Genomic DNA, 13,305 nt, shown 5'->3' with positions numbered 1-13,305 from the left:
AACATCCCGTCAGTTTTATCCCGGTTCCCGCACGCGCAGATCCCTGTCATGGTAATATCTGCACCGGTTTTATTCTTCATTCTCGAGCAAGCAGATCCCACCCATGATAGTTGCCAGTCAAATCGAACTGATCCGCGGCGGCCGCAAGCTGCTGGACAACGCCTCCGCCACCATACATCCGGGCCACAAAGTGGGCCTGGTGGGCAAGAACGGCTGTGGCAAATCCACCTTCTTCGCCCTGATCCGCGGTGAACTCACCATAGACAGCGGCAGCTTCTCGCTGCCGGTCGGCTGGCAGATAGCCGGTGTCGCCCAGGAGACCCCGGCGCTGGACTGCTCGGCCCTCGACTATGTGATCGACGGCGACAAAGAGTTTCGCGCCCTCGAAGCCCAGCTCGCCAAGGCCGAGCAGGATGACGACGGTCTGCTGGTGGCCGAGCTGCACGGCAGGCTCGACACCATAGGCGCCTACAGCATCCGCGCCCGCGCCGCCGAGTTGCTGCACGGCCTGGGCTTTAGCGATGAACAGCTCGGCTCGCCGGTGCGCAGCTTCTCCGGTGGCTGGCGCATGCGCCTGAACCTCGCCCAGGCCCTGCTGTGCCGCTCGGATCTGCTCTTGCTCGATGAACCGACCAACCACCTGGACTTGGATGCCGTCATCTGGCTGGAGAAGTGGCTCAAGGGCTATCAGGGCACGCTGGTGCTCATTTCCCACGACCGGGATTTTCTCGATTCGGTCATCAATCGCATCATCCACATCGAGAATGGTCGCCTGAACGAATACACCGGCGGCTACTCCGACTTCGAGTTGCAGCGCGCCGAGCAGCTGGCCCAGCAGCAATCCATGTATGAGAAGCAGCAGCGGGAGATGTCCCACATGCAGGAGTATGTGGACAGATTCCGCTACAAGGCCTCCAAGGCCCGCCAGGCCCAGAGTCGCCTCAAGGCCATGGAGCGGATGGAGAAGATACTGCCCGCTCACGCCGATTCCGAATTCAGCTTCGAATTTCGCGAGCCCTCGGCCCTGCCGACTCCGCTCATCGTCATGGAGAACCTCAGCGCCGGTTATGGCGACAAGGTGATCCTCGAGAAAATCAAACTCAACCTGGTACCCGGCTCGCGCATCGGCCTGCTGGGGCGCAACGGCGCCGGTAAATCGACCTTCATCAAGATGCTGTCGGGCTCCAATCCGCCGCTGTCCGGCAAGCTCGAAGTGAGCGCCGGGGTCAGCATCGGCTACTTCGCCCAGCATCAGCTCGAGACCCTGCGTCTGGACGACACCCCCCTCGATCACCTGGTTCGCCTCGCCCCGGACAAGACAGAGCAGGAGCTGCGCAACTATCTGGGCAGCTTCGGCTTCCATGGCGACAAGGCCCTGGACAAGGTGGCCCCCTTCTCCGGTGGCGAGAAGGCCCGACTGGTACTGGCTCTGGTCACCTGGCAAAAGCCGAACCTGCTGCTGCTCGATGAACCGACCAACCACCTGGACTTGGAGATGCGCCACGCCCTGACCATGGCGCTGCAAGGCTTCGAAGGCGCCATGGTGGTGGTCTCCCACGACCGTCACCTGCTGCGTACCACCACCGATGACTTCTATCTGGTGCACGGCGGCCGGGTCGAAGCGTTCGACGGCGATCTGGACGACTACCACAAGTGGCTCGGCGAGCAGGAAAAAGAGGCCAATGCCAAGCCCGGCGATGGGGTGGTGACCGCCAACTCGGCCCTGGGTCGCAAGGATCAGAAACGGCGTGAGGCGGAGTTCCGGCAAGCGACCCGCCCCCTGCGCCAGAAGCTGGAAAAGCTCGAGGCGAGCATGGAGAAACTGCAGAACAAGCTGGCCGCCGTGGAGGAGCAACTCGCCGATCCCGCCATCTACGAAGAGAGTGCCAAGGCACGGCTCTCCGAGCTGCTCAAATCCCAGGGCCCCATCAAGGAGGAGCTGGAAGAGGTGGAGATGGCCTGGATGGCGCTCAGCGAAGAGCTGGAAACCATGGAGTCAGCCTTCCTTGAGCAATGATCTGATGAGCGACGGCAGCGGCCTGCCCAGTCCGCTGCGCTTCTGGCACTGGAGCGGCAAGGTCTATGGCCAGCGCAGCCAGGACTGGCTCACCGTGCAGAACCAGGGGGGCAACGTCAACCTGGCCCTGCTGCTGCACTGGCTGGATCTTGCCGGGCTCAGCGTGGATCTCACCGATCTGCAACCGGCGCTGATGCAGACCGAAGCCGTGCTCGCCCCCTGGCGCGCCCTGCGCCAAAGCGCCAAGGCGCGGCTGGATGAGGATGAGTATCAGGCCATGCTGGCCCATGAACTGGAGCTGGAACAGTTACAGCAGGGTGTGCTGCTGCAATGCCTGCGCGCCTCGCCCCCACGCCGGGAGCCTGGCCACAATTTGATGAACTACCTGACTTTATTGGGCGCCGAACAGGGGCCATTGAGAGATCTAATATGCTGAGCTATCGCCACGCCTTCCACGCAGGCAATCATGCCGACGTCCTTAAACATGCCGTACAGGCCCTGATCATCGAGTCTCTCAAGAAGAAGGAGAAACCCTTCATCGTGCTCGATACCCATGCCGGTGGTGGCCTGTACGATCTGCGCGGCGACTGGTCCCAGAAGAAGGCCGAGTATGCCGACGGCATAGGGCGGCTGTGGGAAGAGCGAAGCGACTGGGCGGCCATGGCCCCCTATCTCGGCGTCATCGAAGAGATGAACCCCGCTCAAGAAGGAAACAGCTCTGAGCTGCACTACTATCCGGGCTCTCCCGAGCTGTCGCGCCGCCTTATCCGCGAGCAGGACAAGCTGGCCCTGATGGAGCTGCACAACAACGAGGTGGAGGATCTTCGCGCCAACATGGGCTATGACCCTCGCGTCGCCGTCCACCACCGTGACGGTTTCGAGGGACTGGTCGCCCTGCTGCCACCGACTCCGCGCCGAGGCCTGGTGCTGATCGATCCCCCCTATGAGCTGAAAGAAGACTACTTCGCCGTGGTCGATACCCTGAAAAAGGCCCAGAAGCGCTGGGCCACCGGCATCTATGCCCTCTGGTATCCGATCCTGGGTCAGGAGGCGGACAAGTCCCGCGACATGCTCAGGGCCATCAAACGGGAGAACTTCGGTAACGTCTTGGTCGCCGAGCTGGAAGTGGCCGGTCAAACCAGCGACTGGGGCATGAATGGCTCAGGGATGCTGATCGTCAGCCCCCCCTGGATGCTGGCCGAGCAGATAGAAGCCTTCTTGAAACCCTTGTGCGCCAAGCTGGCCCAGGGCGCCGGCGCCCAGTACAAGGTGGAGTGGCTCAACAAGGCCGAGGATTGAGTCCTCACCGACTGCAAGCATGACAAAGCCCCGAAAGGGGCTTTTCTATTTCTGCCGTTGCCGGGGTGACGACTCAGGCCCGGACGGGCATATCTCGCCAGAGCGCCAAAATGAGCAGCGCCAGCAGGGCGAAGGGTGGTGCAAGGCAGAGCAGCACGCACAGGAAGGTGATAAGCACAGGATGCCGACTCTTGCGGCGGGCAAGTCGCCAGGCCACGACGCCGACGATGATCATCAGCAGCAAGATGAACAGCACATAAATGTTGGCATTGATGGTCATGAAAGCTCCTTTTTCATGGCAAAGGCACACTCTATCGTCGCCATAGATCCAGTCAACGCCCCAATCTGGTGGCCTCGGTCGATAGGTTTTTCCTATGCAGCCAATAGATGAGAATAGTTTTCATTTGATGTCATTCCGGGTGATACTGCACTCATCGCCAGAGGAGACACCATCATGAAAAAAACCATCAGCTTTGCCATCCTGCACTTCGGTGTCGCCTTCACCGTGGCTTACCTGCTGACCGGTGAGCTGCTGACTGCCAGTCTGATCGCCCTGATCGAGCCTGCCGTCAACACGGTCGCCTTCTACTTCCACGATCTGGCCTGGAACAAATTCAAACCGGGCCACAGCCTGAATGCCAAGACCAGCAGCTTCGCATTGGTGCACTTCTCGGTGGCCTTCGCCGTCGCCTACCTGCTGAGCGGCGAGCTGCTCACCGGCGGCGTGATGGCACTGATCGAACCTGCCATCAACACCGTGGTCTTCTTCTTCCACGAGCGGCTGTGGCGCGCCCGCCAGCAACTGGCACTGGCGTAAGGGAGGGCGACCAGCCCTTCCCCCTCACGAGCGGCTATAGCTGCTGGCTAAAGGAGGTCAGCAAAACCGCCCCATGAGCCCAATGAGGGGGGCATAGCCCCCTCTCACAGACCCGCTACGCCGACACATCCCTTGCCATAGCGACTCATTCTTTGATCCCGCCCAGAAATCCATCACCCTGCCCTTCCCCTCAGCGCCATACCCGCTAACATATCCGATTGGCAACATACGCCTCGTCGGAGTCACCCATGAGCCATGCCAACCCTCACCTCTTGGTCAAAAGCAGCACACTGGAGGCTGAAATCCAGTGCGGTAGCCATGCCGGCGTTTGCCATGCCAACGTCACACTGCTTTTCTATACAGTCGTAATGGTTGTGCAAAAAGAAGAGGTCAAGGGAACACAGTCGGCTTCAGAGGCTGGAAGGTAAGCCATTGATTTTAAATGTCATTTATAGAGCCCTGAATCAGGGTTAAGCGGAGTTAGATAGAAGGCGGTATTAATGTGTTAGTACCGCCTTCTATCTAATCACTGTTAGGCTCACACAATAACTATGAATATTACGGAAATTAAAGAATTGATTTCACTACTAGGAAGCCTTGGGATAGGCGCCGTTCTCGGCGGCGGAATCATTTACTTCTTTATAAAGTCTTACATCCCTTCTTACCTGACAGAGAAAGCTAAGAATCTTGCAACTAAAGAAGATATTTCTGGAATTACCGACCAAGTAGAGGCTGTAAAAATTGGCTATGCAAAAATACTCGAAGAGGTACGAAGCGATAACCAGCTGAAGCTAGCGAGCATTGAAAGAGAGAAATCCATAAAGAAAGAGGTATATCTCAAAGCTACTGAGGCAGTGACACGCACCCAAAATATGATTAGTAGCTTTTCAAATCTAAACATACCTAATGAAGAAATCACCAAGAACATGGTTGATGATTCTGGAATAATGGCAAAAGTCCAGATTGTTGGAAAAAAAGAAACAGTCCGTGCAACAACCATATTTATGGCCGCAATTGGAACTAAGGCATTAGATTTAATGCTGGAAAGATCAACACTTTTAGAACGAAAGGCAACTATCGAAGAGGTAGAGCGGCTAAAAGCCAAAGCCCAACAAGAAATTGATCGATATATCGAATTAATGAAGAGCCTCAACCTTCAAGGGAACCAAGACCGCGGTACATGGGGCGCCATCGAAAGACAGGTAGATTTTGAGAAAAAACAAATCGACAAGCATACGAGCACCATTGCGGAATTATGGGAGCTTCAAGGTTCTGAGCATATTGCATTCACTAAAAAGTGCATGGATAACTTTTTCGAGGTATCTGCTTTGTTACCTCCGATAATCCTTGCAGTGCGAAATGAACTTGAAATGGAGATATCTCCAGAAGATTACTTAGATATTTTCAATGACAACTTAGATAGAGGCCGGGTAGTTTTCGATGAGTTCTTTGCTAAAGTATCGAGCTAAAAGCCTAACAAAACGCGCAAGCGGGACAAAGTGCTGCGCACTTCGCCCCTTCGCTTGGCGTTAACAGTAATCTGGCCCCCCACCATCTAGATAGCAGACTTGCCTGACAAGGTGGGTGTCCCCTGTCACCCCCTAATCCCTATCAATCCAACTCCCCCCTCCCCCGCGGGGATGCATTCCCCCCTGCCACTGGCCTATAGTGGGCTCCTACTCAAACCACCTCTGCGAGCAGCAGTATGTATATCGGCGAATTTGCCCGGCTGGCGGGCACCACACCCAAGGCAGTCCGTCTCTACGAGCAGCTCGGGTTGCTGCCCGAGCCCAGGCGGCGCGGCAAATATCGCGTCTACCGGGCCGAAGATCTGGAGTGGGTCGGCTTTATTCGCCAGGCTCAGCAGCTCGGCTGCAAGCTGAGCGAGCTGGTTCCCTTGCTGGCGGGCCTCACCAGTCTCGCCGAGTTTCCCTGGCAGAAGGTGGAGCAGCTTATCGCGGGCAAGCTGGCGCAGATAGAGGCAGAGATGGCCAGGCTGCGAGGGCAACACCAATCCCTGACCCAGTGCGCCGCGCTGCTGGCGCAGCACCCCTGCAGCTATGGCGCCCCCGGCCAGAGCGAGCCGCTCCCACAGGTTGAGCAAGGGCTTGCAGGACGGGCGCACAAGGTGGCTTGACTCTGTCCCATGGGACAAGGGGTGTAATGGGGGCTCACTTCAAGGAGCCACGCCATGACACCCAAACTGCTTATCATCAACGGCAACCCCAAACCCGACAGTCTCTGCCATGCCTTGGCCCGGGAGTATGCCCGCAGCGCCGAGGAGGGCGGCGCAGAGGTCACCCTGCATCACGTGGGGGAGCTCGCCTTCGAGCCGGATCTGCACCATGGCTATGACGAGGCGCAGCCCCTCGAGCCCGATCTGCTGGCATTGCAACAGAGCCTGAAGCAGGCCCACCATCTGGTGATCGTCGCCCCCCTCTGGTGGGGCCACCTGCCGGCCCGGCTCAAGGGCTTGCTGGACAGAACGCTGCTCTCGGGCTTCGCCTTTCGCTATCAGGAGGGCAAGGTGCACCCGGATCGCCTGCTGGCGGGCAAGACGGCGCGCCTGCTGCTCACCATGGACAGCCCGCTCTGGTACTACCGCTGGTGGCTGGGTTCCCCGGTCGAGCGCACCCTCGACAAGCCCGTGCTGGGGCTGTGCGGCATCAAGCTGACTCATCGCCAGCATCTGGGGCCTGTCCATACCGCCAGCGAGCGGGAGCGACAGCGCTGGTTGGGCCGGGCGGCGGCCGCGGCCCGCCAGGATGCGCAGCGGCTGGCGCGGCGGCGCACATAAGCGCAGACGAAGGCCACGGCAGCCTGCCTGTTGTGGGCCCTGGTGACTAGGGTTGTCGGAAGCGGGGCCCAGAGAGACGGGCAAGGGAGCCTGGGGTAAAAAAGTCCTCGGCGGCCCGGCGCCCTTGTGCTGTAGTAAGTGGGAATCCCCTCTTGCTGGAGCCTTTTCGATGAACAAGATGTTGCTTGGCACCCTCGCCTTGATGCCGCTGCTGGCCAGTGCCGCTACCCCTTCCTTTGACTGCGCCAAGGCCCACGGCACCACCGAGCAGCTTGTCTGCCAGGATGCCGGGCTGGCGGCGCTGGATAACGAACTCGCCGCCCTCTATCCCAAGGCGCTGGCCAAGCTGTCGGCCGAGCAGCAGAAGACCGAGAAGGCGATGCAGCGCGGCTGGATCAAGGGGCGCAACGAGTGCTGGAAAGAGAACGACTCGCGCCAATGCGTGGAGGAGAGCTACCAGCTGCGCATCACAGAGTTGCAGATAAAGGGGGGCCAACTGATGGTGCCGACGCAGGTTGACTACCAGTGCGACGGCGAGATCCGGCTCTCGACCTACTTCTACAACGAGGCCAAGCGGCCCGCCGCCGTGATCAACCTGAGCGAGGGGGCGCAGCAGTCGCAGGTGCTCGCCTTTGAAGCCCCCAGCGCCAGCGGCGCCCGTTACGAGGGGCAGAATCTCACGCTGCTGACCAAGGGAAACGAAGCCAGGCTGGAGCGCTATGACCAACCCGCCCGCCAGTGCCGGGTCAGCGGCCAATAGGCCCGCGCCGCCATGAAAAAGCCCCGCAGTTGCGGGGCTTTTTGTTGGCTGTCACTGAGGTCATTTCACCGGGATGGCATCAGGCATGGGGGCCTGGAACTCCCGCTCGGCCTCATCGAAGCGCTCCACCATGGCCTTGGAGGGCGCCTTGTCCAGCAGACTGAACAGCACGATGGCGATGCTGGCAAAGACGAAGCCTGGGATGATTTCGTACAGACCCAGCCAGCCGAACTGTTTCCAGACGATGACGGTGATGGCACCGACCAGCATGCCCGCCAGGGCACCGTTGCGGGTCATGCGCGCCCAGAGCACGGAGAAGAGCACCAGCGGGCCGAAGGCGGCACCAAAGCCTGCCCAGGCGTAGCTGACCAGCCCCAGCACCCGGTTTTCCGGGTTGCGGGCCACCATGATGGCGATGACGGCGATGAGCAGCACCATGCAGCGACCGACCCAGACCAGCTCAGCCTGAGTGGCATTCTTGCGCAGGAAGGGCTTGTAGAGATCTTCGGTGATGGCGCTGGAGCAGACCAGCAGCTGGCAGCTCAGGGTACTCATCACCGCCGCCAGTATGGCGGAGAGCAGGATACCGGCAATCCAGGGGTTGAACAGTATCTTGGAGAGCTCGATGAAGACCCGCTCCGGGTTGGCACTCACTCCGGCTGCCTGCTCGGGGAAGCTGGCGAAGTAGGAGAGGCCGAAGAAGCCGACACCGACCGCGCCGCCGAGGCAGAGCACCATCCAGGTCATGCTGATGCGACGGGCATTGACCATGGTCTGATGGGAACCGGCCGCCATGAAGCGGGCCAGAATGTGGGGCTGACCGAAGTAACCCAGGCCCCAGGCCATCAGGGAAATAATGGCGATCACATCCAGGTTCTTGAACATGTCGAGATGGCTGGCATTCTTGGCCGCGATCTCCACCATGGCGGTATCGACACCGCCCACCGCGATCAGCACGAACACCGGGGTCAGGATCAGGGCGAAGATCATCAGGGTCGCCTGGACGGTATCGGTCCAGCTCACCGCCAGGAAGCCACCGAAGAAGGTGTAGGTGATGGTGGCAGCGGCGCCAATCCAGAGCGCGGTATCGTAATCAATGCCGAAGGTGCTCTCGAACAGGCGGGCACCGGCGACCACACCGGAGGCGCAGTAGATGGTGAAGAACAGCAGGATCACCACGGCGGAGAGGATGCGCAGCACCCGGCTCTTGTCTTCGAAGCGGTAGGTGAAGTAGTCAGGCAGGGTCAGGGCGTTGTTGTTCTTCTCGGTGTGGACTCGCAAACGGCCCGCTACCAGACGCCAGTTGAAGTAAGCCCCTATGATGAGGCCGATGGCGATCCAGCCCTCGGAGATGCCGCCAAGGTAGACGGCTCCCGGCAGTCCCATCAAGAGCCAGCCACTCATGTCGGAGGCGCCGGCGGAGAGCGCGGTCACCCAGCTCCCCATACGACGGCCACCGAGGATGTAGTCATCGAAGTTTTTGGTGGCGCGATAGGCGATAAAACCTATCAGCACCATCCCCAATATGTACACCAAAAAGGTGATTAACATAGGTGTGCTAGCTGTCATGCAATACTCCCTTGTGTGACTCCGGGGTGCGTTCTATGGACGAACCCTCCTTTAAAAAACGCCCTAGCTTAATCAGCCGATCCTCTCTTCTCAACTGTTTTTAACAAATAAAAAACAGTTGTAAAACGTTTTTCATCTAATTAACTGCCTAATCAGCGGTTTAAAATCCGGACATTGTGCTGATCATCACAACAAAAAGCCCCTGCATTGGCAGGGGCTAGGGTCATCGGGATCCTCGGCAGCACTGTCTGCCAGGGATCCTGCTTGGCAACGCCTTAGAGGCTGATGGCCTGCGGCATGCCGCTACGCTGTTCCAGCGCCTGTTTGACGCGCTGGGAATCGCTGTCGGCATTGGCCAGGAAGCGGGTAATCGTCGGGGTCATCGGCAAGGGTGCCGGTGCCTTGGACGCCATCTCTTCCTCGGTGCGTGACAGGGGCTGATGCACTTCCAGATAGCGGGTGCCATCGGGCTCGACACTGGCCTTGACCGGCTGGTTGACGAACTGGACCCGCGTGCCGACCGGGATCTTCTTGAACAGATACTCGATATCGTCATTGCGCAGTCGCACGCAGCCGTGGCTGACCCGCAGCCCTATGCCGAAGTTGGCGTTGGTACCATGAATGGCATAGAGGTTGCCGATATAGAGTGCGTAGAGTCCCATGGGGTTGTCCGGGCCAGCTGGCCAGACCGCAGGCAGGGTTTCACCCCGCTCGGCATACTCCTTGTGCACCTTGGCGGTGGGAGTCCAGGTCGGATTGGCCCGCTTGCGCTGTATGCTGGTCACCCAGTTTTCCGGGGTATCGGTGCCGAGCTGGCCGATGCCGATCGGCAGCACTTCCACCACCTTCTGGCCTTTGGGGTAGTAGTAGAGACGCATCTCGGCCACGTTGATGACGATCCCCTCGCGGGGCGCATCGGGCAGGATCAGCTGATGGGGAATGGTCAGTGTGCTACCCGGCAGTGGCAGGAAGGGATCCACACCGGGGTTGGCTTCCATCAGGTTGGTCAGGCCAAGCTGATACTTGGCGGCGATGTCTTCCAGGGTTCCCTTGCCTTCTGGCACCACATATTGCTCATTCTCACCGACCAGACGGCTGTTGGCCGCCGGCAGCGGGTACTCGAGGGCCCAGGCCGGCAGGCTGGTCACGGCCAGGCCAAGCAGCAGGCTGGTCAGGGTAAAGCGAAGGCTGTTCATAATTGTCCTGTAATGATGACTGGCTCCGGCGGGCTCCGGCCGCACCGACCGCCTAAAAACGGCCCGCTATTCTTCTCCGGTCCGGCTAAAAATTCAACTGGCAAATGGCAGGATAATCAGGCGCTCTGACCGAGTCTGCTTCTGCCCACGCCCGATCCCTGCAATGACCTCAGATCATGACCGGTCGGCGTCTGGTGCAGGCGCAGATAAAACTCCCCTATCACCGCAAACAGATGATCGAAGATGTCGGCCTGGATCCCCTCATATTCGGCCCATGCCGTGGTCGAGGTGAAGCAGTAGATCTCGAGCGGCACCCCATCGGGAGTGGGTGCCAACTGACGCACCATCAACGTCATGTCCTTGCGGATGGAGGTGTGAGCCTGGAGATAAGCCTGCAAATAGGCGCGGAAGGTGCCCAGATTGGTCAGATGACGGCCATTGATCGGGGTAGCCAGTTCGCCGGCCAGCTGCTGGTTGTAGCGGGACAGCTCCTGCTCCTTGCGGCTGAGATAGGGGGCAAGCAACTTGGCATGACTGAGTTTGAGCAACTCGTCGTGCTCGAGGAAACGCACGCTGGTGATGTCGATATTGACGCAGCGTTTGATGCGACGTCCGCCAGCTTCCGTCATCCCTTGCCAGTTTTTGAACGAGTCGGAGATGAGCGCATAGGTCGGGATCGTGGTGATGGTTTTGTCCCAGTTGGAGACCTTGACCGTGGTGAGCCCGATGTCGATCACCTCGCCATCGGCGCCGTATTTGTCCATCTGCAGCCAATCGCCGACATTGAGCATGCTGTTGGCCGACAGCTGGATCCCGGCCACCAGGCCGAGGATGGGGTCCTTGAACACCAGCATCAGCACGGCGGTCATGGCGCCCAGGCCACTGAACAAGATAACCGGCGATTTCCCCATCAGCAGGGCCAGCATCACTATGCCGACCAGGATGCTGCCCATCAGCTTGACCCCCTGGAAGATGCCGCGCAGGGGCAGCGTCTTGCCGACCGGGGCGCGGCGGCTGATAAACAAAATGCAGTCGAGCACCGAGAAGCTGCCTAGCAACAGGAATAACAGGATCCAGATCTGGGCGATCGTCTCCATCAGGTGCAGGCTCTCGATATAACCCGCCAGCCAGATCTCGGCCTGGGCCAGCAGCACGGCGCCCTGCAAGGCAAACGCGAAGCGATCGAACATCTTCTGCTGCAACTGGGGCGGCAGCCAGACTTGCAGCCAGCGGCCGAGCTGCTTGGTCAGGACCACCAGCACATAACGGTGCAACACCAGGTGCAACAGCAGAGAGGTCAGCAGAATAAAACCAACCGTCAGCGCCAGTGCCATGGGCCCGGTGGTCGTGATGCCTTGTGAGTTTAACCAGGCAAATAGTGACTCTCTCATGCCTTCATATCCTCTCTATGCTGCGGGGAGGGTTGCTGTGAATCGGTCAGACTACGGATCTGGCGACATATGTCAAATCGGCTGACAAATTAAACAGCAACGCCGGCTCATGGCCGGCGTTGCTGTCGAAAAGAGAGAGTCTCAGCCAACCAGCGCCAGGGCGTCACGGGCAATGACCAGCTCTTCATTGGTAGGCATCACCAGCGCCAGACGGCTGCCTTCGGCCGTGATGGGACCCTCGCCACCGAGCACGGCGGCATTGTTCGCTTCTTTATCTACCTTGAAGCCGAACAGGGCCAGACGGTCCAGCACCATCTCGCGCACCATGGCGGCGTTCTCGCCGATACCACCGGTGAACACCAGGGCATCGAGACGACCGTCCATGGCGGCGGCATAGGCGCCGACATACTTGGCCACCCGGTAGGTGAACACATCCAGCGCCCGCTTGGCGCCGGCGTCGGTGGCATAGTTGCTGGTGACATAGCGGCAGTCGCTGCTCGCTTCGGTCAGGCCCAGCAGACCGGACTCTCTCGTCAAGACGTGGTTGATCTCGTCCACGCTGTAACCGAGCTGATCGTGCATGAAGAAGACCACCGCGGGATCGATGTCACCACTGCGGGTCCCCATCGCCAGCCCTTCCAGCGGCGTCAGCCCCATGGAGGTATCAACCGACTCACCGTTGCATACCGCACAGACGGAGGCGCCGTTACCGAGGTGGCAGTTGATGATGTTGAGCTCGGACAGCGGCTTGCCCAGTGCCTTGGCACTCTCTTCGGCAATGAAGCGGTGAGAGGTGCCGTGGGCGCCGTAGCGGCGGATGCCGTGCTCGCGATAGAGGTGATGGGGCAGCGCGTAGAGATAGGCCTCTTGCGGCAGCGTCTGGTGGAAGGCGGTGTCGAACACGGCCACGTTCTTCTCGGCCAGCGCCGGGAACACCTTCAATGCGGCGCGAATGCCGATCAGGTGAGCCGGGTTGTGCAGGGGCGCGAACGGAATGGCGGCTTCGATACCGGCGATGACGGCATCATCGATGCGCACCGAGCGGGAGAACTGCTCGCCACCGTGCACGATGCGATGGCCGATGGCCACCAGCTGCTCGGCCAGAGAGGGATCCTGGGGCAGGATCTGGCCCACTATGTGGTCGAGGGCCGCCTGGTGAGCGGCACCCGCCCCCAGCATGGCTTCACCCTTGACTCCGTGGAGTTTCCATTTGATACGGGCATCATCCAGATTGAAGCATTCGGCCAGGCCGGACAGCATGTCCTCGCCTGTTGTGGCATCCATGACGGCAAATTTCAGGGAAGAGCTACCGCAGTTAAGGATCAGTACCAACTTGCTCATCGTCTACATCTTCCTGTGAGCCGGCGTTACGCCGACAGTGTCGTGTCATCCGCGAGGGATGGGATTTCCCCTGCCGGGGGCTTATGGCCGCAGGAAAGTGCGCCCAATTTTTCAATGC

The 13,305-nt window shown here is 59.6% G+C and carries 14 protein-coding genes; 9 read left to right on the top strand and 5 right to left on the bottom strand.

Annotated elements, in window-relative coordinates; all coding sequences use genetic code 11:
- Positions 1-103: 103 nt before the first annotated feature.
- Genes M2367_RS17930 through M2367_RS17920 form a run of 3 tightly spaced genes read left to right on the top strand, consistent with a single transcriptional unit; the run spans position 104 to position 3,316 of the window.
- Entirely contained in the window at positions 104-2,017 is a 1,914-nt protein-coding gene (locus tag M2367_RS17930; RefSeq protein ID WP_042041123.1) for an ABC transporter ATP-binding protein, read from the top strand.
- Between the two features lie 4 nt (positions 2,018-2,021).
- Complete coding sequence (locus M2367_RS17925; protein ID WP_259237626.1) at positions 2,022-2,453, top strand: DUF2390 domain-containing protein; 432 nt, start codon at positions 2,022-2,024, stop codon at positions 2,451-2,453.
- Positions 2,447-3,316: a 23S rRNA (adenine(2030)-N(6))-methyltransferase RlmJ gene (locus M2367_RS17920; protein WP_259237558.1), complete on the top strand. Its 870-nt coding sequence runs from the start codon at positions 2,447-2,449 to the stop codon at positions 3,314-3,316. Before M2367_RS17925 ends, M2367_RS17920 begins: the two co-directional genes overlap by 7 nt.
- Positions 3,317-3,389: 73 nt before the next feature.
- Here the strand turns inward: M2367_RS17920 and M2367_RS17915 are convergent, their stop codons facing one another.
- A complete protein-coding gene (locus M2367_RS17915; RefSeq protein ID WP_224432083.1) occupies positions 3,390-3,596 on the bottom strand; it encodes a hypothetical protein in 207 nt (68 codons plus the stop codon).
- A gap of 174 nt (positions 3,597-3,770) precedes the next feature.
- On the opposite strand from M2367_RS17915, the gene M2367_RS17910 reads away from it, so the two are divergent.
- The 6 genes from M2367_RS17910 to M2367_RS17885 all read left to right on the top strand — a co-directional run bounded on the left by M2367_RS17910 (position 3,771) and on the right by M2367_RS17885 (position 7,690).
- Entirely contained in the window at positions 3,771-4,133 is a 363-nt protein-coding gene (locus M2367_RS17910) for a DUF2061 domain-containing protein (protein ID WP_042041126.1), read from the top strand.
- Positions 4,134-4,381: 248 nt separating this feature from the next.
- Complete coding sequence (locus M2367_RS17905; RefSeq protein WP_259237556.1) at positions 4,382-4,561, top strand: hypothetical protein; 180 nt, start codon at positions 4,382-4,384, stop codon at positions 4,559-4,561.
- A 123-nt stretch (positions 4,562-4,684) separates the two neighbouring features.
- Positions 4,685-5,602: a hypothetical protein gene (locus tag M2367_RS17900; RefSeq protein ID WP_259237554.1), complete on the top strand. Its 918-nt coding sequence runs from the start codon at positions 4,685-4,687 to the stop codon at positions 5,600-5,602.
- A gap of 236 nt (positions 5,603-5,838) precedes the next feature.
- Positions 5,839-6,270, top strand: a complete 432-nt coding sequence (locus M2367_RS17895; RefSeq protein WP_259237552.1) for a MerR family transcriptional regulator — start codon at positions 5,839-5,841, stop codon at positions 6,268-6,270.
- A gap of 54 nt (positions 6,271-6,324) precedes the next feature.
- On the top strand, positions 6,325-6,930 hold the full coding sequence (locus M2367_RS17890; RefSeq protein WP_042041133.1) for an NAD(P)H-dependent oxidoreductase: 606 nt from the start codon (positions 6,325-6,327) through the stop codon (positions 6,928-6,930).
- Positions 6,931-7,099: 169 nt separating this feature from the next.
- Positions 7,100-7,690 (top strand): MliC family protein, encoded by a 591-nt coding sequence (locus M2367_RS17885; RefSeq protein ID WP_259237548.1) that lies wholly within the window; start codon positions 7,100-7,102, stop codon positions 7,688-7,690.
- Positions 7,691-7,750: 60 nt separating this feature from the next.
- Here the strand turns inward: M2367_RS17885 and putP are convergent, their stop codons facing one another.
- The 4 genes from putP to M2367_RS17865 form a co-directional block, all read right to left on the bottom strand.
- Positions 7,751-9,259 carry a sodium/proline symporter PutP gene (putP, locus tag M2367_RS17880; RefSeq protein WP_259237545.1) on the bottom strand — a complete coding sequence of 503 codons (1,509 nt, stop codon included), beginning with the start codon at positions 9,257-9,259 and terminating at the stop codon, positions 7,751-7,753.
- 275 nt (positions 9,260-9,534) lie between these two features.
- Complete coding sequence (locus M2367_RS17875) at positions 9,535-10,455, bottom strand: L,D-transpeptidase family protein (RefSeq protein WP_042041136.1); 921 nt, start codon at positions 10,453-10,455, stop codon at positions 9,535-9,537.
- A gap of 116 nt (positions 10,456-10,571) precedes the next feature.
- Positions 10,572-11,846 (bottom strand): mechanosensitive ion channel family protein, encoded by a 1,275-nt coding sequence (locus tag M2367_RS17870; RefSeq protein ID WP_259237543.1) that lies wholly within the window; start codon positions 11,844-11,846, stop codon positions 10,572-10,574.
- 141 nt (positions 11,847-11,987) lie between these two features.
- Positions 11,988-13,187, bottom strand: a complete 1,200-nt coding sequence (locus tag M2367_RS17865) for an acetate kinase (protein ID WP_259237542.1) — start codon at positions 13,185-13,187, stop codon at positions 11,988-11,990.
- Positions 13,188-13,305 lie beyond the last annotated feature (118 nt).

Origin of the sequence: Aeromonas sp. BIGb0445, from assembly GCF_024809075.1 — a bacterium.
GTDB classification, from domain to species: Bacteria; Pseudomonadota; Gammaproteobacteria; order Enterobacterales; family Aeromonadaceae; genus Aeromonas; species Aeromonas rivuli.
Note: the sequence above shows the minus strand (reverse complement) of the source record. Positions and strands in the feature narration are given on the sequence as shown.

Bases quoted from the DNA above. Each gene is read 5' to 3' on its own strand.
- M2367_RS17930 (WP_042041123.1), top strand. From the start codon at position 104: ATGATAGTTGCCAGTCAAATCGAACTGATCCGCGGCGGCCGCAAGCTG.
- M2367_RS17925 (WP_259237626.1), top strand. From the start codon at position 2,022: ATGAGCGACGGCAGCGGCCTGCCCAGTCCGCTGCGCTTCTGGCACTGG.
- M2367_RS17920 (WP_259237558.1), top strand. From the start codon at position 2,447: ATGCTGAGCTATCGCCACGCCTTCCACGCAGGCAATCATGCCGACGTC.
- M2367_RS17915 (WP_224432083.1), bottom strand. From the start codon at position 3,596: ATGACCATCAATGCCAACATTTATGTGCTGTTCATCTTGCTGCTGATG.
- M2367_RS17910 (WP_042041126.1), top strand. From the start codon at position 3,771: ATGAAAAAAACCATCAGCTTTGCCATCCTGCACTTCGGTGTCGCCTTC.
- M2367_RS17905 (WP_259237556.1), top strand. From the start codon at position 4,382: ATGAGCCATGCCAACCCTCACCTCTTGGTCAAAAGCAGCACACTGGAG.
- M2367_RS17900 (WP_259237554.1), top strand. From the start codon at position 4,685: ATGAATATTACGGAAATTAAAGAATTGATTTCACTACTAGGAAGCCTT.
- M2367_RS17895 (WP_259237552.1), top strand. From the start codon at position 5,839: ATGTATATCGGCGAATTTGCCCGGCTGGCGGGCACCACACCCAAGGCA.
- M2367_RS17890 (WP_042041133.1), top strand. From the start codon at position 6,325: ATGACACCCAAACTGCTTATCATCAACGGCAACCCCAAACCCGACAGT.
- M2367_RS17885 (WP_259237548.1), top strand. From the start codon at position 7,100: ATGAACAAGATGTTGCTTGGCACCCTCGCCTTGATGCCGCTGCTGGCC.
- putP (WP_259237545.1), bottom strand. From the start codon at position 9,259: ATGACAGCTAGCACACCTATGTTAATCACCTTTTTGGTGTACATATTG.
- M2367_RS17875 (WP_042041136.1), bottom strand. From the start codon at position 10,455: ATGAACAGCCTTCGCTTTACCCTGACCAGCCTGCTGCTTGGCCTGGCC.
- M2367_RS17870 (WP_259237543.1), bottom strand. From the start codon at position 11,846: ATGAGAGAGTCACTATTTGCCTGGTTAAACTCACAAGGCATCACGACC.
- M2367_RS17865 (WP_259237542.1), bottom strand. From the start codon at position 13,187: ATGAGCAAGTTGGTACTGATCCTTAACTGCGGTAGCTCTTCCCTGAAA.